Genomic DNA, 22083 nt, shown 5'->3' on the forward strand with positions numbered 1-22083 from the left:
GGTGTATGAAACAATCAAGAAATAAACGATGAAGGGAAAAACACATGAATATATTATTTGTAGGAGATGTAGTAGGCTCCATGGGTCGTGATATGGTCAAGGAATATGTTCCAAAGCTAAAGGAAAAGTATCGTCCTCAAATTACGATCATTAATGGGGAAAATGCTGCAGGTGGAAAGGGAATAACGGAAAAGATTTATCGAGGCTTTTTAGAAACTGGTGCTCAAGCTGTAACATTAGGTAATCACACTTGGGATAATAAGGAAATATTTGAATTTATAGATGAAGCTAAATATTTAGTTCGCCCCGCTAACTTCCCGGAAGGAAATCCTGGGAAGGGAATTGTATATTTAAAATACAATGCAGAAGAAATTGCCGTTATTAGTCTTCAAGGACGAACTTTTTTACCTGCTATCGATTGTCCTTTCAGAAAAGCAGAGGAATTGGTACAAGAAGCGAGAAAAAGAACGCCTTTTATTTTTGTAGACTTCCATGCTGAAGCTACAAGCGAGAAGCAGGCAATGGGATGGTATCTGGATGGTAAAGTATCTGCAGTAGTTGGAACGCACACGCATGTTCAAACAGCCGACAATCGTATTTTGCCAGAGGGTACAGCTTTTATGTCTGATGTAGGCATGACAGGTCCGTATGATGGGATTCTGGGTGTTGAAAGAGATGCTGTGATAAAAAGATTCTTAACGAGTATGCCTGTGAGGTTTGAAGTCCCTAAAGAGGGCCGTGCACAATTGAGTGCTGCATTAATAGATATAGACAATAAAACAGGTAAAGCAAAAAGAATAGAACGAATATTAATTAATGAAGACCATCCATTTTATTCATAAAAGAACAGAAAAGTCCATTTGTCGAAAATGATAAAGTGAAACTTTAATCAGTGGGGGCCGATGTACAGGTCTTCCTATAGACGTTGCCATAGGACGCCCTTATCCCCCACTAGCGACGAAAGTCTAGCCATCTCTTCCAGAAGACAAAGAACGTCTTCTTACAGGGCACGTCTTTTGCTGTCACGCTAATCATTCTTCTACACATTTCGATCAAGCCTCCTTGCAAGGTAAAGAACACCTTTTAGACTTTTTTTGTTGCCAGAGGCTGAGCACAAAGGAAAGCTTCTGGGAATAATTATCGCAAAAGCAATTGTCCTTATATTATCCGAAAGCTTTTAGGCTTTTTTTATGTTTCCTCCTTTATTTTGTCCAAGCCGGAATATGTGAATAAAAAACTGAATATAGTAGCAATGGAATGATATATACCTAATATGTTCATTTCCAAAAAAGCTATACAAAGTTGCTTGTTACCTTTGCCTGTGGTTTTCAGTTTATTTCTTTGTTGCATTGTAGTCTGCAAATCAAAGGAAAGGGAGCGGCTAGGTTATGAACATGCGGGAGGGATAAAACAAGGAGGAGCTAGGAATGGAAATATTAAAAGTTTCAGCAAAATCTAATCCTAATTCTGTAGCAGGTGCGCTTGCAGGTGTTTTGCGCGAAAGAGGCGGAGCTGAGATCCAGGCGATTGGTGCAGGTGCATTAAACCAGGCGGTAAAGGCAGTAGCTATCGCAAGAGGATTTGTAGCGCCTAGCGGAGTGGATTTGATTTGTATCCCAGCATTTACAGATATTAAAATTGATGGGGAAGAACGAACAGCAATAAAGCTGATTGTGGAACCTAGATGATGTAATGAGATGATTAATAGGGGCCTGTTTGCAAATATAGCAAACAGGTTTTTTTTAGATAGGAACAATTATAGTCAACTTAATTATTATATTTTTATTAAACATAAAATATTCACATTTTCGCCAATAATTAGTCGGAAAGGGTTGCTTTTTTTAAGACTTAGGTCTAGAATTGAAAGCGTTTAGTACCCAATCAAAATTTTTACATATTGCCTTTTTTATTATTTTGAATGAGTGCTACACTTATTTAAATTAAACGTTTTTACATATCTTTTTAACGTATCCAAAGGGGTGTAAGTCATGATCAATCAACTTTCGTGGAAAGTTGGCGGGCAGCAAGGTGAAGGTATAGAAAGCACTGGAGAAATATTCTCTATCGCGTTAAACCGGTTAGGCTACTACTTGTATGGATACCGCCATTTCTCATCTCGTATTAAAGGCGGTCATACAAACAATAAGATCCGTGTAAGCACTACTCAAGTTAGGTCCATCTCAGACGACCTTGATATTTTGGTAGCATTTGATCAAGAAACAATCGATTTAAATTATAAGGAACTTCATGATAAAGGTGTTATCATTGCTGATGCAAAATTCAGTCCTATTAAGTCTGAAGATACAGAGGCTAAAATGTATGCAGTTCCATTTACAGATTTAGCAACTGAACTCGGGACATCCCTTATGAAAAACATGGTTGCTGTTGGTGCAACTTGCGCAGTGCTGAACTTAGATATTAGCGTATTTGAAGAAGTAGTTCAAGAGATATTTGGCAAAAAAGGACAACAAGTTGTTGATAAAAATATGGAAGCCGTAAAAGCGGGCTTTGATTTTATGAAAGAAAATCTTGGAGATACTGCAGAATTAATGGAGCTTGAAAAAGCGGATGGCAAGCAACGCTTGTTCATGATTGGTAACGATGCAATTGCTTTAGGTGCTCTTGCTGGAGGTTGCCGTTTCATGGCTGCATATCCTATTACACCAGCTTCAGAAATCATGGAATATTTAATTGCAAAGCTGCCTCCACTGGGCGGAGCAGTCATTCAGACTGAAGATGAAATTGCTGCAGTTACAATGGCAATTGGAGCAAACTATGGTGGAGTACGTGCTCTAACTGCATCGGCAGGACCTGGTTTATCATTGAAAATGGAGGCAATAGGCTTATCTGGTATCACAGAAACTCCATTAGTAATAGTTGATACACAGCGTGGCGGTCCTTCAACAGGAATGCCGACAAAGCAGGAGCAATCTGACTTAATGGCAATGATTTACGGTACTCATGGTGAAATTCCAAAGATTGTTTTAGCACCAAGTACTGTTCAAGAAGCATTCTATGATACAGCAGAAGCATTTAACCTTGCAGAAGAGTATCAATGTCCTGTCATTGTCCTATCTGACCTTCAGCTTTCTTTAGGTAAGCAAACTGTTGAGCCGCTAGAATTTGATCAAATTGAAATTCGCCGTGGTAAGCTTTTAACAGGTGAATTACCAGAAGTTGAAAATAAGGGCTACTTTAAGCGTTATGAAGTAACAGAAGATGGCATATCTCCACGAGTAATTCCTGGTATGAAAAATGGAATTCACCATGTAACAGGTGTTGAGCATGATGAAACAGGAAAGCCATCAGAATCTGCTGCAAACCGTAAAGCACAAATGGATAAGCGATTCCGTAAGATTGAAAATATTAAATTCAATACACCGGTTTATAAAAATGCTCCACATGAAGAGTCAGATATATTAATTGTTGGCTTCAACTCAACACGTGGTGCAATAGAGGAAGCTGTAGGTCGACTTGAAAAAGATGGATTAAAAGTTAACCATGCACAAGTACGTTTAATTCATCCGTTCCCAACGGAAGAATTACTGCCGCTCGTAAAATCTGCTAAAAAGATTGTTGTTGTTGAAAACAACGCAACTGGGCAATTGGCAAATATTATGAAGATGAATGTCGGACATGCTGAGAAGATTCAAAAATTATTAAAGTACGACGGAAATCCATTCTTGCCACAAGAAATTTACACAAATTGCAAGGAGTTGTTCTAAATGGCAACATTTAAAGATTTTCGAAATAATGTAAAACCAAACTGGTGCCCTGGCTGTGGAGACTTCTCTGTGCAAGCGGCAATCCAGCGTGCGGCTGCAAATGTTGGTCTAGAGCCTGACAATCTAGCTGTGATTTCAGGTATCGGATGTTCAGGACGTATTTCCGGTTATATTAATTCATATGGCTTACATGGTATTCATGGCCGTTCTCTTCCAATTGCTCAAGGAGTGAAAATGGCAAATCGTGATTTAACTGTTATCGCTTCTGGTGGTGATGGTGATGGATTTGCAATTGGTATGGGTCATACAATTCATGCGATTCGTCGTAATGTGAATATTACTTATATCGTAATGGATAACCAAATTTATGGATTAACAAAAGGTCAAACTTCACCTCGGTCAGCAGCTGGTTTCAAAACAAAATCAACTCCTGAAGGTTCAGTTGAGCAAGCAATTGCCCCAATGGAAATGGCATTAACAGCAGGTGCGACCTTTGTAGCTCAAAGTTTCTCTACTGATCTTAAGGATTTAACAGCATTAATTGAAGAAGGGATAAAACATGACGGATTCTCTTTAATTAATGTTTTCAGTCCATGTGTAACTTACAATAAAGTTAATACATATGATTGGTTTAAAGAGAATTTAACTAAGCTTAGCGATATTGAAGGGTATGATTCTTCTAACCGTGCAATGGCAATGCAAACATTAATGAAGCATAACGGCTTAGTAACAGGATTAATTTATCAAGATACTGAGCGTAAATCATATCAAGAACTGTTAAAAGGTTATTCAGAAACGCCATTAACTCAAGCTGATCTTAAATTAGATCAAACATACTTTGATAAATTAGTGGAAGAATTTATGTAAGAAATTGTGCTCCGTCCTAACGGTGCATGAAATACTATGAGAAGAAGCCTCAATTTTAGGCTTCTTCTTTTTAGCTAATAGGAATGTTTAAGTTTATTAACGTACTAAAGTGAAGTGTGTGTTCAATTAAATATCCGCTAATAAGATCGCATAAGGAAAACTAAGGCATTCGCCAAGTTTTTCTAATGTATAATTTTCTTTTGTGATCTTTTTAGTAGAGTGATTGTTATCACGTACAAAACGATAAAGTTCTTATAAGCTTATGAATTGTGGGTTGTTTAGAAAAAGAAGTAAAAGGGACTGTTTAGAGGCTTTGTAACAGGTTTTCTATTGTTTTAAAAGCGTAAAGGCTATATACTATTATAATGTGTATAACTTTCTTCTCCCAATAACGAACTTTAATAAAAAAAGTGAATATATATGTTTATTCTCTTAGGCCATTAATAAAGAAAGGGGATCAAAATATGAATGAAAAACAAAGAGTTGAAGGACAACAAGTGACTACTGCAAATCCATCGGACAAAAAATCCGAAAAGGATTACAGTAAATATTTTGAATCGGTTTATACACCACCTTCATTAAAAGACGCGAAAAAACGCGGAAAAGAAGAAGTGAAGTATCAGAAAGATTTTAATATCCCAGAAGAATTCCGAGGTATGGGAAATAAACGCAAATTTTATATCCGCACATATGGCTGTCAAATGAATGAACATGATACTGAAGTAATGGCTGGTATCTTTTTAGCACTTGGCTATGAGCTTACAGATACGGTAGACGATGCAAATGTCATTTTATTAAATACATGTGCGATTCGTGAAAATGCCGAGAATAAGGTATTTGGAGAGCTCGGCCATTTAAAGCATTTGAAGAGAGAAAGACCAGACCTATTAATAGGTGTTTGTGGTTGTATGTCACAAGAAGAATCGGTTGTTAATAAAATATTAAAAACTTACACTCAAGTAGATATGATTTTTGGAACTCATAATATTCACCGTTTGCCAAATATTTTACATGAAGCCTATTTGTCGAAAGAAATGGTCGTTGAAGTATGGTCAAAAGAGGGAGATGTTATAGAAAATCTTCCAAAGGTACGTCGAGGTAATATTAAGGCATGGGTTAATATTATGTATGGCTGCGATAAGTTCTGTACGTACTGTATTGTTCCATATACACGCGGTAAAGAGCGGAGCCGCAGGCCAGAAGATATTATTCAAGAGGTAAGACAATTAGCAGCTCAAGGCTATCAAGAAATAACTCTTCTAGGTCAAAATGTGAATGCATATGGAAAAGACATTGAAGATATGAAGTATGGTCTTGGTGATTTAATGGATGAGATTCGTAAGATTGATATCCCTCGAATTCGTTTTACTACGAGCCATCCACGTGATTTTGATGATCACCTTATTGAAGTATTAGCTAAAGGCGGCAATCTATTGGAGCATATTCACCTGCCAGTTCAATCAGGCTCTACTGATATTCTAAAAATCATGGCACGTAAATACACAAGAGAGCAATATTTAGAACTTGTTAGAAAAATCAAGGCTGCGATTCCAAATGCGTCATTTACAACAGATATTATTGTCGGCTATCCAAATGAAACAGAGGAACAATTCGAAGAAACGCTGTCACTATATCGTGAGGTAGGCTATGAATCTGCCTATACATTCATTTATTCTCCACGTGAGGGTACACCAGCAGCTAAAATGCAGGACAATGTTCCAATGGAAGTGAAGAAGGAACGTTTACAGCGACTGAATGCTATTGTTAATGAGCTTTCTGCTGAGGCAATGAAGAAATATCAAGATAAAACCGTAGAAGTATTAGTAGAAGGTGAAAGTAAAAATAATCCTGAAGTGTTAGCAGGCTATACTAGAAAAAATAAGCTTGTAAACTTCATTGGACCGAAATCTGCAATTGGAAAGATTGTAAAAGTAAAAATTACTGATGCTAAAACATGGTCATTAAACGGAGAAATGATTGAAGAATTAGATGCTGTAGAGGTGGAGTAGATGGCTAAGTATACAAAGGACGATATCGTTGCCGGTGCAAAGGAGCTTGCACAAATGATTGCTGAAACGGAAGAAGTAGATTTTTTTAAACGTGCTGAAGCTCAAATTCAAGAAAACGAGAAGGTTCGTTCAACTATTTCTAATATTAAGGGATTACAAAAGCAAGCTGTAAACCTGCAGCATTTTGGAAAACAAGAAGCATTAAAAAAGACAGAAGATAAAATTGAAGCACTCCAAAATGAATTAGATGAAATTCCAGTTGTTCAGGAATTTAAACAATCTCAATTAGAAGTAAATGAATTGCTGCAATTAGTAGCATCTGCAATTTCAAACGCGGTAACAGATGAAATCATTACTTCTACAGCTGGAAACTTATTGAGCGGAGAAACGGGATCACAAATAAAAAATAGCAGCTGTTCACATCATTAAAAGAATAATTAATAAAAGAACCCTGGGACTGATGATCAGTCCCAGGGTTCTTTTAATATATAAAAAAGGAGGTAATGTGGCCTTGGTTTGGGTTGTGGAGGCCATATTTTATTTCTAATTTTATTATATTTATAAGTGGCCGAGCTGTATCGGCATTTGATTTAGGACAAACACATATTTTTACGAACTCTTTAATACTTTGAATACCATTTTAAAATGTAATAAAGGACAGTAACCTACAGACCGGAACAATTGCCCTGAAAATGCATATTATGAATTATGCTAATACATTTACCTAACATTCATCAAGAATTATCGCACACTAGTCTAATATCCCGCATAGGATGAAATGAAAATGAATGAGGAGGTTCGCTCGCAATGGGAGAATACAGAGAGATTATAACCAAAGCGGTCGTAGCGAAAGGACGGAAGTTTACGCAGTCCAATCATACGATTTGCCCTAAACACAATCCTTCAAGCATTCTTGGCTGCTGGATAATAAACCATAAGTACGAGGCGAAAAAGGTCGGGAAAACAGTCGAAGTTTGCGGCACTTATGACATTAACGTTTGGTATTCCTTAGACAATAACACAAAAACAGAAGTTGTTACTGAACGTGTTGAATATAAAGATGTCATTAAACTAAAATACCGTGACCCGGATTGTTTAGATGATCATGAGGTAATCGCACGCGTATTACAACAGCCAAACTGCAGTGAATGTGTCATTTCCCCTAACGGAAATAAAATCATCGTTCATGTAGAGAGAGAATTCCTCGTTGAAGTCATCGGAGAAACAAAGGTATGCGTGTCTGTTCATCATGGAAAATGCGATTGTGATGATGATGATGATGATGAGTGGGGATTAGATGTCGATGATGAGGAATTTGAAGATTTGAATCCTGATTTCTTAGTTGGAGACGAAGAGGAATAGAAAAACTAGGAGGTTTGCTTCCTAGTTTTTTCTTTGTTGTATAGGAAATTATAATTTTCGCTATCTGTTGATAACTTGAGATATAGTTTATCTACGTTCAGCTCCAGGGCCTACCTCCGACGTACAAGACGTACTAGTGTCGACAATGCGAAAGGACAAGGAAAGCTTCGTAAGCGACACATCGCACGACCAAAAGAGAAGCTTTTGGGAGGACGTCGCGCTTTTGTCGACCTCGAGGTCACAAGCTTGGCTAGTTGCGGCTCCTAGGGACGAATGTCTAGCCAATCCCAGCCAGAAGACAAAGAACGTCTTCTAGCTGAGCTCGTCTTATGCTGTCGTCCCTAAACAGTCGCCTCCACTTTTCGATCAATCCTCCTAGAAAGGTAAAGAACACCTTTCCGTGAGGCTCGTCTTGTGCTTGTCGGAGGTGAGCACAAAGGAAAGCTTCTTTGAATATTCATCTCAGGAACAATTTGTCCTTTAATTGTTCCGAAGGCGCTTGCGCATTTGATTTCACAACCGGACTTTTAATTTTAAAATTTCTGAATCTATTATATAATAATGAGAAATTTATTAGGAGGTTTTTAAATGGATAATTATTTGTTTTTTGTCTTTATGTCTATTCTACTTATTATTCTACCAGGACCTGATACTGCGATTATTACAAAGAACACGATATCGAATCGAAAAGCAGCAGGTATGAAAACAACTTTTGGTACACTTACAGCACTCCTAATTCATTCTCTCGCTGCCGTGTTTGGTCTATCTGCACTTATTGTAAAATCAGCTTTTCTTTTTTCTATCCTAAAATATGTTGGAGCTATTTATTTAATTTTTCTTGGATGTAAATCGATTATGATTTTGATGAAAAAACAAAATAATGCTCCTGATGTTAATGATCAACAAACAAAATATGAGAATAGATCTTTTTACCGTCAAGGATTTTTAACAAATCTTCTCAATCCAAAGGTGGCCGTGTTTTTTCTGACCTTTTTGCCACAATTTGCTGGGACAGGCGATAATGCTCTTTTAGAATTTTTAGCTTTAGGCTTAACTTATACGGTATTAACATTATTTTGGTTCCTTATTTATATTTACTTAATTAACTTAATAAGTGAATTTATGAAGAAGCCTTCAACAATAAGAGTTGTCGAAGGGTTAACAGGAGGGGTACTAATCCTATTTGGAATTAAATTAGCTTTTGAACAAAATTAAAATTGTCTATTTCTTTTTATGCTAAAATGAAAAAGGAAAAAAAGATACTTAAAAGGGTGAGAAAAATGTTTAAACGAGTAGCGGCAGATGTATTAGGTCTTAGTGATATCGGAAGTGTAATCAATCCAACTGATTATGATAAAGTGGATGCCGATGATTATGTACTTCACGAGGATAATGAAAAAATTTACTTTCTGATCAAATCGAAAACAGACGAATATTGCTTTACAAATAAAGCCTTAATTCATTTAGATGGTACAAGTGCAATAAGTAAAAAGCGAACTTTAAAAAGGCTTAGCTATAAGGAACACTCTATTTCAAATGTTACCCTTGAAACAGCTGGTACAGTTGATCTGGATGTTGAGATTAAGTTTGTGTTGGGCTCTGAGCATTATTCAATTGATGTACACAAGAAGCATATAGAGGAGTTAAAAGATTTATACAAAGCACTAATTAGAATATCTGAAATTTGTCATGAAAACGAAGTATCAATGGGATATGCTGAGAAGAGCTTAAGTCTTACATCTAATACTTTCAGCCGCTCTGCGATACCTCAAGATCATAATCTAGTTGATAATTTTAGAATAATAAATGAAACGGCATTCAATTGGCTTATGAATAGCAGGAAAAAATATTGCGTCAAAGACTTTGGATTTGTTTTTGAGAAATATATTAATAATTAATGAGAGAAAGCAGTTATCTATCATAATGGATACTGCTTTTTTATATTTAGTTTGATAATTAGAACAAAAGGGGTGTTTCAGATTCATGTCCAGTAAAACCTCACAACATGTCCTGCACTTTGGGAACCTCCACTGATGGAAGATTCACTTTATGATATAATAGGTCTATGCATTTTCAATTACGCAATTGAAAAAAGCGCAATATGATATTAACAGATATTTGGAGGGTACTATGGCAGCTTATACGCCAATGATACAGCAATATTTAAGAGTAAAGGCAGAGTATGAGGATGCCTTTTTATTTTTTCGTCTCGGTGATTTTTATGAGATGTTTTTTGACGATGCTATCAAAGCATCACAGGAATTAGAGATTACATTAACAAGCAGGGAGGGAGGCACGGAGGAACGCATTCCAATGTGTGGTGTGCCTTATCATTCTGCCCCAAATTATATCGAACAATTAATAGAGCGCGGGTATAAAGTAGCGATTTGTGAGCAAACAGAAGATCCGAAGCAAGCGAAAGGTGTAGTAAGGAGAGAAGTCGTTCAGCTGATTACACCAGGAACGATGATGGAAGGCAAAGTCCTGCATGATAAAGAAAACAACTATATAGCTTCCATTACACATTTTGAAGATGACACATTTGGCTTTGCCTATAATGATCTTTCTACAGGTGAAACAAAGGTTTCGCTTCTTAGCACAGGTTTTGATGAAGTATTAAATGAGCTTTCTGTTTCTGGGGCAAAGGAATTAGTAGTTGAATCCAACTTTAAAGAGGAATGGAAGCGAAAAATTAAAGAGCGTTCTGTTATGACTTTTTCATTTGAAGATGATTGCAGCCCTATGGCCCAATATCATCATTTAATTGAAGAAGTGAATCAAGACAAGCTACGTCTAACCATTGTAAGACTATTTAACTATTTATATCGTACGCAAAAGAGAAGCTTAGACCATTTGCAAAAGGTAACAATCTATCAACCTCATCATTACCTTAAAATTGACTATTTTTCAAAACGGAATTTAGAACTGACTGAAACGATTCGTTCCAAGGGGAAAAAAGGGTCATTGCTATGGCTGCTAGATGAAACGCAAACCGCAATGGGAGGAAGATTATTAAAGCAATGGGTTGATAGGCCGCTTGTTAATGAAGACGAAATTATTCGCCGACAGAAACTTGTTGAAACCTTCATTAACGCTTATTTTGAACGGGAAGAACTTAGAGAAAAATTAAAAGAAGTGTACGACCTTGAGCGATTAGCAGGGAGAGTTGCGTTCGGAAATGTTAATGCTCGCGATTTAGTTCAGCTGAGACGTTCATTACTTCAGATTCCTGAATTAAAGGAACTGCTTAAAAATCTTTCAAGTGTCGAGGCTGAAACTCTTTCCGATCGTCTTGATTCATGTGAAGAAATTGTCGATCTTTTAGAAAGCGCGATAATGGATACCCCCCCATTATCTATTAAAGATGGCAATATGATAAAAGATGGGTATCATGAGGAGCTAGACAAATATCGTGATGCAACTCGCAATGGGAAGACATGGATTGCATTACTAGAGAAGCAGGAACGTGAAAAAACAGGAATAAAATCGCTAAAAGTAGGCTATAATCGAGTTTTTGGCTATTATATTGAGGTAACGAAAGCGAACCTTCACCTATTACAGGAAGGCCAGTATGAAAGAAAGCAGACATTAACGAATGCAGAAAGATTCGTCACACCAGAATTAAAGGAAAAAGAGGCACTCATTCTTCAGGCTGAGGAAAAAAGCATCGAGCTTGAATATGAGCTTTTTACGGCTGTTCGTGAACACGTAAAAGAATTTATTCCACGTCTTCAATTATTAGCAAAATCAGTAAGTGAATTAGATGTTCTACAATGCTTTGCAACAATAAGTGAAAAGAGACATTACGTAAAGCCTGCATTTTCAAAAGAGCGCCTGATTATGATAAGGGATGGCCGACATCCCGTTGTGGAAAAAGTAATGAACGCTCAAGAATATGTTCCAAATGATTGTTATATGGATGCCGAGAGAGAAGTGCTCTTAATTACAGGGCCGAATATGTCAGGTAAAAGTACGTATATGAGGCAAATTGCCTTAACTGCTATCCTTGCACAAATTGGTTGCTATGTGCCGGCATCAGAAGCTGTACTGCCAATTTTTGATCAGGTTTTTACAAGAATCGGGGCAGCAGATGATTTAATTTCTGGACAAAGTACGTTCATGGTAGAAATGCTAGAAGCAAAAAACGCCATTGTAAATGCGACCCAGAATAGTCTCATTCTATTTGATGAAATCGGGCGTGGAACATCTACATATGATGGGATGTCTCTAGCTCAGGCGATTATTGAATACATCCATCATCGAATTGGTGCGAAAACATTATTTTCAACCCATTATCATGAATTAACAGTTTTAGAAGAAGAACTTACAAGAGTGAAAAATGTGCATGTAAGTGCAATTGAACAAAACGGAAAAGTGGTATTCCTTCATAAAATTAAAGAAGGAGCAGCTGATAAAAGTTATGGGATTCATGTCGCACAGCTCGCTGAATTACCAGAGGAACTAATAAATAGGGCGAATGAAATTTTAACAAGGTTTGAACAACAGGATGAACAGATTAATGCAGCGAAAGAAATGGAATTACCAAACGCAGTAAAGGGAGATACTCAACTATCACTCTTTGAAGATCCGAGTGTGGTGAAGGAATCTACCTTATCCTCAAAAGAAAAAAGTATTTTAAGTAAAGTGAAAACACTTGATATTTTAGAAATGACACCTATGCAGGCATTAAATACTTTATATGAGCTTCACAAAAAATTAAAAGGTTAGTTTTGATGAGAATATTTCACAATGAGTAAGGGGGTGTTGCCAAATGGGTAAAATAATTCAGCTTGATGATGCACTTTCCAATAAAATTGCAGCTGGGGAAGTGGTGGAAAGACCGGCATCAGTTGTAAAAGAACTCATGGAGAATTCGATTGATGCAGGCAGTACAATCATTGAAGTCGAAATGGAAGAAGCAGGTCTTGCGAAAATACGCATCATAGATAATGGAGATGGAATTGAAGAGGAAGATGTGTTAACAGCCTTACAGCGCCATGCCACAAGTAAAATCAAAGATGAAAATGATCTTTTTCGGATTAGGAGTCTCGGATTTCGTGGAGAAGCTTTGCCAAGTATTGCATCTGTTTCAAGAATCGAAATGAGAACCTCAACAGGAGACATTGGAACTTGTGTAATTGTTGAAGGCGGCAAGGTAAATACGATTGAAAAGGCACCAGGCAGAAAAGGGACAGACATAATAGTTACTGATCTTTTCTTCAATACACCTGCCAGATTGAAATATATGAAAACAATCCATACAGAGCTTGGCAATATTACAGATGTCGTTAATCGGCTTGCCCTTGCTCACCCTAAGGTTTCGATTCGTCTCTCTCATAATGGAAGAAATCTGCTTCATACGAACGGCAACGGAGATGTCAGGCAAGTATTAGCGGCGATATATGGAATGAATGTTGTAAAAAAAATGGTCCACATTGAAGGGAATTCTCTTGATTTTCGTATTAATGGATATGCAGTTTTACCAGAAGTAACGAGAGCATCTAGGAATTATATATCCACAATGATTAACGGTCGATTTATCAAGAATTATGCTCTTGCTAAAGCAATCCAGGAAGGTTATCATACACTTTTGCCAATAGGCAGATATCCAATTGTACTCTTAAATATTGATATGGACCCGATGCTTGTTGATGTAAATGTCCATCCTTCTAAAATGGAGGTTCGTTTAAGTAAGGAGCAGGAATTGAATGAGCTTGTTACTGATACAATTAAAGCAGAATTTAAATCACAAGAGTTAATTCCAACTAGCTTTACCCAACCAAAAGCCATTCAGCCAAAACAAGAACAAACCTTTTTAAAGCTAGATCATATCCCTGAGAAAATAAATACCATGGAAAGCTCAGAGCAAGATCAGATTCCTTCTTTTGTTCGTGAAAATAGAATTCCAACGGAGCCTATTAAGACCGATTATTCTGCTCAAATGATAGAAAAGCAACAAGAGCAAATTGAAAGAGATTTACCCAATACCCAATTCGTTGAAACTAGCGACTCAAGTTTCAACGATTCATATATGGAACAAGAGGATCAGATACAGTTATTGCGTGTACCTCCATTGTATCCAATCGGCCAAATGCATGGAACGTATATAATTGCGCAAAATGAAAAAGGTCTATATATCATTGATCAGCATGCAGCACAGGAACGAATAAAATATGAATATTTTAAAGAAAAGGTTGGCAAAGTGGCAAGCGAGCTGCAGGAAATCCTAATCCCACTTACCTTCGAATATTCAACAGATGATTATATTAAGATTAACGAATATAAAGATGAATTAGAGAAGGTTGGTGTTTTCCTAGAGCCATTCGGCCATAACAGCTTTATTATCCGTTCACATCCACAATGGCTTCCGAAAGGTGAGGAACAGGTCATTATCGAGGATATGATTGAACAACTGCTTTTAATGAAAAGGGTAGATATTAAGAAACTTAGGGAAGAAGCGGCTATTATGATGAGCTGCAAGGCATCGATTAAAGCTAATCGTCACTTAAGAAATGATGAAATTCAGAGTTTAATAGATGAACTAAGGCAGACTTCTGATCCATTTACATGTCCACATGGTCGCCCGATTATTATTCAATTTACAACATACGAAATGGAAAAGATGTTTAAAAGAGTCATGTAATATCTAAAGGAGAATCCTTGTATTTAGAGGATTCTCCTTTGATATTTTACTGATATGGCCACAATTTGACCACTTTTATTGCTCAGAGCTCATTTTTTGAATAGCTTTTGAAAAAATTTCTGCTGATGAATCCTGTAAATTTCGAGTTCGCTGCATGTGTATGGCGAAGATCATGAACCCGAATCCTCCTCACTCCAGCACATAACTTTTCAAATGAAAACGGTTGTTGGGGGTAAAAGTGTTTTTCACGAATTCAAGAGTAAGAAAAAGAATAAAAATGATTAATTTCTTTTTTCCTTTTCAAGTAATTCGATAATTCTATCAAGTTTTTGTTCAATACTATCTTTATTGCTGGGTTGTTTTGTAAGGAGTGAACGAACAACAAAAAAAACAGCAAAAAATATCCCGATAATAAAAATAAACATTAAAAGTTGAAATATTACGATGTGGGAACTCAGTACTGCTATCTTATACAGAAGCTTTGGGTAGATTTACTTGCATGTATTCTGTTTTGATGAGTGGGAATGAGAATGACATGGTATTGAGGATAGATTTAGGGGAAATTGATTCAAATTTTATTTTGAAAAATCAGAAGTTGAAGAAATCATTTAGTGCACAGTATCAGATAAAAATGTACAAGTAGAATGCGAAAAGGTTAGTGTTTAACTTATTTTCTTATTAAGGAAAAAGTATGCAAAAAGTAGTTAAAATAACAAGTTTAGAAAGAAACTGAAGCATGATTCCAACTCCTTATGATATTGAGTATTTTAATAATCTAATAATATCGTTTGATTATTTAGGCTGTATATTTTAGTTGTAAATTTATTGTTAATTAGTATGTGAGATGTTTAACAAAATGATAGATTAGATGAATTAGAAGGAAAGAGGATACCATTTTTTGTCTGCAATGATTGCGAAGATATTTTACAGCCTTCGGTCAATATTGGGGAGTGAAAATCCAGAATTGTTTGCTTTGAAGATAAAAGTAAAAGGGGGTAAGGCTTCATGTTCTGAATGTGTGATCCACCGAAATTATCCGTTACTGAATGGGGAAATTGGAATAATGAAATCTCAAATAGCAAATGGAAGCGGAAAAGACAAGTTATGAATCGTAGAGTACCTATTTTTGTGTATATTAGGATGATAATATGCAACAACTTATGCAATGATATTAGACCGAAATGAGAGTTTTTTTATTCAGCAAGCCTTCTAAAAAAAGAAAAGCATATTCCTTAATTTGGATTAAGTTTAATAGAAATGAAACTAAGGAATGGAATTAAAAAGGGGAGAACTATTGATCTTCCTTTTTTCCAAAGTCAGTACCATCTAATTTAGTTGAAATTTCTCTTAGTACTTGATTTCTATCTCTTTGTGCTTGGATTAGATTCCTACAAAACCAAATGATGAAACCAATAATAGCTAAATAAATAACAAGTATAAATAAAAACGGAAAACTTGCCATATTCATTTCAGCTCCAATGTACATGATTATAGTAATTATAACACATAATGGAAAAGGTAAATTTGAATATTCTATGAATTATTATGTTTCATTAAAAAGGATATCACTAAATTCCTCTAGTAACTTGAGGGATAGAGGAAATGGATAAATATCTTAAACCAAATAATAATTGTTTGTTTTAAAGCGAATTGAGATTGATATAAATATACAATTACAAGGACCTTTCCCCCGTCAGATGTATCTATTAGAATTCCTGATTTCCCTTGTCCATTCGATAATGATATTTCTACTGACTAACCGATTATGTATATGATTTTATTTGGTAAAGGGAAAGTTAGTCACTCATTCAAAAGCATTTAATTTACTTGAAAGGAATTGAATCCCTGTATTGGATTTAAAGATGTATTAATAATATTATTATGTTAACTAGAAAGACGGCAGGCTAATGAAAAGGCACAAAATGACCTTATCTATGGCCAGAATGTATAAGATTATTAGAAAAAATGTTTAATTTATTAAACTGTCATTTAAAAAATAAAAAAGCCGTTTAGTTATTTATTTATCAAAAGTGTGCGTTTTTTTAGGAACGCGTCTTTATTCATATAATGGGGCAGACTATGGGAATTGCTAATAGTAAGAAAAATTAAAATATATAAATCTTAGATATAAATGAGGAAAGCCCCCCAATTATAGGTAAATTGGGGGGTAAGTCTGTTATTAACTGAAATGTTATTTTTTTACAGAATGGATATAATGAATCGTTTCGAATGCAGACAAATAGTCTGTACGATTGCGAAAGAATTGATTATTAATAGTAACAGGTGATAAATGTTCATAAATGAGTAAACCTGAGTTTTCTAACATTTTCTCCACTTCATCATAAGTAAAACATGATTTCATTTGCTCACCACTTGCTGAAGCCATTTGAACCATATTTTGAACTCGATTAGATACTCCTTTTTCTTCAAAAAGTTTGTCGTCAGCATAATCAAAAACGATAGAACTTCCTGATGGAACTTTGGTAAATAATTTATTAATCAAGTTGGCATTTTCCTCTTTTGTTAAATAATAAGAAACACCTAAAAGACTAAAGAAAGTTTTTTTGTTTGGCATAAAACCTTCCTCAACAAGATTTTGAACAGTAAATTCTTTGGTAAAATCCATAGAAACAAAATGAAGATTATCCGGAATTTGATAATTAGCATTTGCTAACCTTATCTTTTTAAAATCTTGTGAGGCTGGATAATCAACTTCAAATATTTCTAAGCTGTCATTTAATTCTGGGTGTCGAAAACAAAAGCTATCTAATCCAGCACCTAAAATGACATACTGTTTAACACCTAGCAAAATCTCATGAAATAAAACATTTTCGCAATAGGCAGCACGTGCTAAAGGAGTTGGAGATAGTTGAACTTGTGTAATCCATTTTAAAATTTCATCTGGATAATCTTGAAACTTCTTTGCAATTTCATGATTAAAGAATTGAATTCCTTTCATCATGTTCTCGCTTATATCTGCAAATTCTTTTTGGGTAATAAAATCTTTTGCAATAAAATCATCAAAAATTTTGGGTGTGTCATATTTACTGTGGTATGCTCGAGCAAAGGTTGATATTAAGGAAGTTAAACTTGATTCATTTTTCTTCATACATTAATCCTCCCATATAACAAAAATAAGATTCCCCTGGCCAGGAGAATCTTATTATACACAGGAATATTTTAATTGTAAATTATAGCATAAATATATAATTTTGTCAATAAAAAACACTTTTTATAGTGACTAATAATTTCCCTTGTAGTAAATAAAGATATTTTTCTATATATTATAGAAGAAAAAGGATATTGCTCAAAAAAGGGAGCGATTATCGAAGAATCCTTAGAAATAAACGATTTTATTGTTATATTTTTATGTGATTTGAAGGATTTGTTATAAAAAATTAAACAACATTATTTTCTCCACGTCCTAAAATCAGAACGGGTTTATTCATGTTTAAGGTTTTAAAATTAAAAGAATTTGTCGCAATATGTGAGCTATCAAAGAGGAAAAGGCTAATGCACGCTTAACCTATACAGTGACAAAAATAGAGACAAGGAAAATAGTCAATAACATTACTTGAATTCTTAGTTATATATCTGTCTCTTAGTAATAAAAATATTGGTGGTTTTGCTGATTATATTCTGAATTAGGATACTTTTGAATACCGTAGTGATTAATATAATGTGAATGATTGTGAGACATGTTTCCGCCGACTCTATTACAGCTTTTAGGTGGCCCAATAAATGTAGACGGTTTAACTGGTGCAATTGCTTGTTTCCACTGATTTTCATCCAAGCAATAGGTGTGTGCCATAATTTCCGATGGGGTCAATTTCAAAATATCTGAACCTAGAATGACCTCTGGTATCGGAGCATTAAATATTGCCAGAAGATGTGTGTTATCAACAGTCGCTACTTCATAATGCCACCAACCTTGGGGAACATTTGCTACTTGGCCCGGTGTAATAGGGTAATTTTGAATTTGCTTTGTAAATGGATTCAATAATGAAACAATAGCAGCACCCGAAATACAATAAACTAATTCTGCTGCATTTTGGTGATAATGTGGTTCAACAACATTGTTGGCACTAAGAAAAATATCGAGTAATGATACATTTTCAAGGGTGTTTAATTGATTAACACTTAATACATTTATATAGTTTTGATTATCTTTTTTCATTATTGGACTTTTATTTACATCAAAAGAGAAACGTACTAATGGAGAGGTGTAATCCAAATATGAAACCATTTGTATTCATTCCTTTATAATAGGTTATTCTCACAAGTAAACTATTCAATAACTTAGTAATAGTGCATGTACCCATCTTTATAAAGGATTTGAAAAAGGTTAATATGTTGTAAAATTAATATTATGCAAAATTGTATGAAACTTCATTGATAGTTCATAAAGAAACTCATGCTTTTTTTGCACCAACTGTTCAATTGTTAATTGATATGTATAAAAATAATGAGCGTTATTAGAAACTCTTTTATTTAACTTATTTTGCTGCCCATGCCTCAATTTCAATCTTAATATCAGGGTTTGCTAATCCGGCCACATATGCAAATGTCGTTGCAGGTGGATTCTCGTTATGAAACTCTTTCCATTTCTCTAAAAATACATTTCTATCAATATCTTCTGTTAACCAAAAATTAATTTTAAAAATGTTATTTATATTTACACTTTCACTTTCAAGAATTGCTTTAATATTTTCAAGTGCATTGACAAATTGGCTTTCAATATCTTTAGGTAGATTGCCATTTTTATCATTACCAATTTGTCCAGAAAGTACAACTAATTCAGCGTCCCTAGGAATGACTGTAACATGATGGTATTGAGCTATTGGGGGTGATAAGTTTTCAGGATTTGTTTTTTTAATCTCCATATTTTATCTCCTAAGATTGATTTTAATTTCATGATACACATTAAGATTTTTAATATCAATAAAATTCAGTCTATATAGGGAGGAATTGAATATGATTTACGCAGTCTATACAAGTGATGATGAGGTACAAATGTTTACGGGAAGTAGGGAGTTTATTTATTGAAATAAAATGTAAAAAAAGTGGAGAACTAGAAAATCTCTCCACTTTTTCATGAGGATACTATTCAGTAAACGAAATGGGGGATCCAGTTGAAGTATGCTGATTAATCCAGTCAAGAGAAACTTTTGAAACAACTTGCCAGTCGGGTATTTGTGATTTATGCTGCTCTACCCAACTCATACAATATTGGGAGTCTATATTATGTTCTTGGCACTGTTCTAAGAATGATTGGATGTTCGACTCCGTACAGTTTTGCCATGTTCCACAAGTGTTATGAAAAATATTTTCCATTTTCTTTTGTAAAGAAAGATCATTTGCACTTGACATCACTGATTCCTCCTTTTGTTTTTCCATAAATCACAATTTTAGCACTGCCAACATTCATTTTGTCCAAAAGATAATTATTTATGACTTCAGTAATTAAAAATGAACAGTCCGAAGAAATGGTTAAGGGGTTTTTGAGGAATGTAATGACGAAAATACGGATATGATATGACTTTGAAACGTTTATGATAAATATATCTTATCAATTTGAAGAAAGAAATTTATTGACAGTACATGAAGGGAATAAAAATAGGGAAAACAGATTACCTGCAATATTTTCTTTTTGGATTTAATGAACTAAATGATTGATCAAATGTTTATTAATTGGACTTTGGATTTTACAGAAAAAAAAGAGTCGCATCAATTAGGGTGGCAATCCTCTCTAAGGTCATTCTGCTTCTGTGCGGATAACATTTATTGAAGCATTAAAAAGGAGTGGATCATTATATGACAACAAATAAAAAGCAATCAGAAGAAATTGGCAAGAAACCTCTAAAATTGTCAGGTTATCAAAAAGTAGTTGAATTTATGGACAATCTCAAACATCCTCTAAAAAAGGAGATAGAGGAAGTTCGAAAAATCATCTTAAGTGCTAATAACCAATTAACTGAACATATAAAATGGAATGCCCCGAGTTTCTGTTTTAATAATGAAGATAGGATTACTTTAAATTTGCAAGGACAAGGATATTTTCGACTTGTTTTTCATTGTGGTGCCAAGGTAAGAGATAGAAAAAAGAAGGGACATTTGTTTGAAGACACTACTGGTTTATTGGATTGGGTTTCTGATGATAGGGCTATTGTTAAAATTATTGATATGGATGAAGTGATAGGTAAGAAAGATTTGATTGTAGAAGTAATAACTAAGTGGATAGAAGTGACGAGTAATATTGAAAATTAATAAAGCCAAAAAAATTATCTAGTTATTGGCTCATTTCGATTTGATTTTAGATAAATTATCAGTGTAATAGCTTAAACTAAGTTACAATAATATTTTTATGTAAACTAAAAAACAATAAAAATAGAGTCCAATAATTATTTTTTGGACTCTAAATGTTTAAGTATACATTATTTGACAGCGCTTTGTAATTTTCCAATAAATTTTAACGCTTTTCCTGTTCCAACCGCTACAGATTCAAGTGGATTTGGAGCTAGATGGACTGGAACAGAGATTTCTTTAGTTATCCAATCCTGCATTCCGTTTATTAGGGCACCACCGCCTGATATTATTACTCCTCTATCTACAATATCGCCGCTTAATTCTGCAGGGCTGTCTTCTAAAGTAGCACGGATAGCTTCTAGAATATGGAGTAATGACTCTTTTATGGCATCACGAATCATATAAGAAGTCAAAGTTATCGTTTTAGGAAGTCCTGTGACTAGATCTCTTCCTCGAATTTCCATTGTCATTTCATCATGATCAATAAGTGCGTAGCCAATCTCAATTTTTACTTGTTCAGCTGTTCTTTCACCAATTAGAACATTAAACTCCTTACGAACATACTGAATAATATCATCATCTAATCTGTCTCCACCTACACGGATAGAATGACAGGCAACGACACCGCCATATGAAATAATTGCTACCTCTGTAGACCCTCCGCCAATATCAACAACTACATTGGCAACAGGTTCGTCTACTGGCAAGCCTGCACCAATAGCTGCTGCAACTGGTTCTTCAATTAAATGAACTTGCTTAGCACCAGCATGACGGACAGCATCATGTATTGCTCTTCTTTCTACACTTGTTGATCCAGAAGGGGTGCATATCACCACATTAGGTTTTCTGATTGAGAAGCCAGCTTTTTTCGTTGCCTTAGCTATTACATAGCTAAGCATTTCAGTTGTTGTATCAAAATCAGCAATGACGCCATCCTTCAACGGCCTAATCGCAATAATCCTTCCAGGTGTTTTACCGATCATTTCTTTTGCTTCTTTTCCTACAGCTAGAACCTTTTTTGTATTCGTGTCAATTGCTACAACTGAAGGTTCATTAAAAGTTATTCCTTTATTTTTACAATATACGAGGATATTAGCTGTTCCAAGGTCAATTCCTAATTCAGAGTTCGAAATCATATTTTTCCCACCTAATCTATTTCTCTTAATCTTCT

19 protein-coding genes are annotated in these 22083 nt (G+C 35.0%); 12 read left to right on the forward strand and 7 right to left on the reverse strand.

Annotation, left to right across the window (positions count from 1 at the left end):
- The first annotated feature begins 44 nt into the window (after positions 1–44).
- The 11 genes from KHA94_RS03605 (at position 45) to mutL (ending at position 14606) form a co-directional block, all read left to right on the forward strand.
- A complete protein-coding gene (locus KHA94_RS03605) occupies positions 45–842 on the forward strand; it encodes a TIGR00282 family metallophosphoesterase (RefSeq protein ID WP_213100763.1) in 798 nt (265 codons plus the stop codon).
- 585 nt (positions 843–1427) lie between these two features.
- The gene (gene spoVS / locus KHA94_RS03610; RefSeq protein WP_009791522.1) at positions 1428–1688 is read left to right on the forward strand and encodes a stage V sporulation protein SpoVS; all 261 of its coding nucleotides are present in this window, start codon (positions 1428–1430) and stop codon (positions 1686–1688) included.
- Positions 1689–1988: 300 nt separating this feature from the next.
- Positions 1989–3725, forward strand: a complete 1737-nt coding sequence (locus KHA94_RS03615; protein WP_213100764.1) for a 2-oxoacid:acceptor oxidoreductase subunit alpha — start codon at positions 1989–1991, stop codon at positions 3723–3725.
- On the forward strand, positions 3726–4592 hold the full coding sequence (locus KHA94_RS03620) for a 2-oxoacid:ferredoxin oxidoreductase subunit beta (RefSeq protein WP_213100765.1): 867 nt from the start codon (positions 3726–3728) through the stop codon (positions 4590–4592).
- A 464-nt stretch (positions 4593–5056) separates the two neighbouring features.
- Positions 5057–6601 carry a tRNA (N6-isopentenyl adenosine(37)-C2)-methylthiotransferase MiaB gene (gene miaB / locus KHA94_RS03625; protein ID WP_213100766.1) on the forward strand — a complete coding sequence of 515 codons (1545 nt, stop codon included), beginning with the start codon at positions 5057–5059 and terminating at the stop codon, positions 6599–6601.
- Positions 6602–7030 carry a YlbF/YmcA family competence regulator gene (locus KHA94_RS03630; RefSeq protein ID WP_213100767.1) on the forward strand — a complete coding sequence of 143 codons (429 nt, stop codon included), beginning with the start codon at positions 6602–6604 and terminating at the stop codon, positions 7028–7030. It abuts the gene before it with no gap.
- Between the two features lie 378 nt (positions 7031–7408).
- Entirely contained in the window at positions 7409–7963 is a 555-nt protein-coding gene (locus tag KHA94_RS03635) for an outer spore coat protein CotE (RefSeq protein WP_213100768.1), read from the forward strand.
- Positions 7964–8551: 588 nt separating this feature from the next.
- A complete protein-coding gene (locus KHA94_RS03640) occupies positions 8552–9178 on the forward strand; it encodes a LysE family translocator (protein ID WP_213100769.1) in 627 nt (208 codons plus the stop codon).
- A 65-nt stretch (positions 9179–9243) separates the two neighbouring features.
- A complete protein-coding gene (locus KHA94_RS03645; protein WP_213100770.1) occupies positions 9244–9861 on the forward strand; it encodes a PH domain-containing protein in 618 nt (205 codons plus the stop codon).
- 232 nt (positions 9862–10093) lie between these two features.
- Positions 10094–12691, forward strand: a complete 2598-nt coding sequence (gene mutS, locus KHA94_RS03650; protein ID WP_213100771.1) for a DNA mismatch repair protein MutS — start codon at positions 10094–10096, stop codon at positions 12689–12691.
- A 43-nt stretch (positions 12692–12734) separates the two neighbouring features.
- A complete protein-coding gene (mutL, locus tag KHA94_RS03655; RefSeq protein WP_213100772.1) occupies positions 12735–14606 on the forward strand; it encodes a DNA mismatch repair endonuclease MutL in 1872 nt (623 codons plus the stop codon).
- A 281-nt stretch (positions 14607–14887) separates the two neighbouring features.
- Here the strand turns inward: mutL and KHA94_RS03660 are convergent, their stop codons facing one another.
- The 6 genes from KHA94_RS03660 to KHA94_RS03685 all read right to left on the reverse strand — a co-directional run bounded on the left by KHA94_RS03660 (position 14888) and on the right by KHA94_RS03685 (position 19976).
- Positions 14888–15097: a DUF4083 family protein gene (locus tag KHA94_RS03660; protein ID WP_338030699.1), complete on the reverse strand. Its 210-nt coding sequence runs from the start codon at positions 15095–15097 to the stop codon at positions 14888–14890.
- Between the two features lie 800 nt (positions 15098–15897).
- Entirely contained in the window at positions 15898–16068 is a 171-nt protein-coding gene (locus KHA94_RS03665; protein ID WP_213101330.1) for a hypothetical protein, read from the reverse strand.
- A 729-nt stretch (positions 16069–16797) separates the two neighbouring features.
- Positions 16798–17715 carry a class I SAM-dependent methyltransferase gene (locus KHA94_RS03670; RefSeq protein WP_213100773.1) on the reverse strand — a complete coding sequence of 306 codons (918 nt, stop codon included), beginning with the start codon at positions 17713–17715 and terminating at the stop codon, positions 16798–16800.
- A 492-nt stretch (positions 17716–18207) separates the two neighbouring features.
- Entirely contained in the window at positions 18208–18852 is a 645-nt protein-coding gene (locus tag KHA94_RS03675) for a cupin domain-containing protein (RefSeq protein ID WP_213100774.1), read from the reverse strand.
- Positions 18853–19102: 250 nt separating this feature from the next.
- Positions 19103–19489 (reverse strand): RidA family protein, encoded by a 387-nt coding sequence (locus tag KHA94_RS03680; RefSeq protein WP_213100775.1) that lies wholly within the window; start codon positions 19487–19489, stop codon positions 19103–19105.
- A gap of 220 nt (positions 19490–19709) precedes the next feature.
- Entirely contained in the window at positions 19710–19976 is a 267-nt protein-coding gene (locus KHA94_RS03685; RefSeq protein WP_213100776.1) for a hypothetical protein, read from the reverse strand.
- 444 nt (positions 19977–20420) lie between these two features.
- Between KHA94_RS03685 and KHA94_RS03690 the strand changes: the two genes are divergently transcribed.
- Positions 20421–20873, forward strand: a complete 453-nt coding sequence (locus KHA94_RS03690) for a DUF1801 domain-containing protein (protein ID WP_213100777.1) — start codon at positions 20421–20423, stop codon at positions 20871–20873.
- A gap of 167 nt (positions 20874–21040) precedes the next feature.
- On the opposite strand, the gene mreBH is transcribed toward KHA94_RS03690, so the two are convergent.
- A complete protein-coding gene (gene mreBH / locus KHA94_RS03695) occupies positions 21041–22048 on the reverse strand; it encodes a rod-share determining protein MreBH (RefSeq protein WP_213100778.1) in 1008 nt (335 codons plus the stop codon).
- Positions 22049–22083 lie beyond the last annotated feature (35 nt).

The sequence above is a fragment of the Cytobacillus citreus genome, from assembly GCF_018343665.1.
GTDB classification, from domain to species: Bacteria; Bacillota; Bacilli; order Bacillales; family Cytobacillaceae; genus Cytobacillus; species Cytobacillus citreus.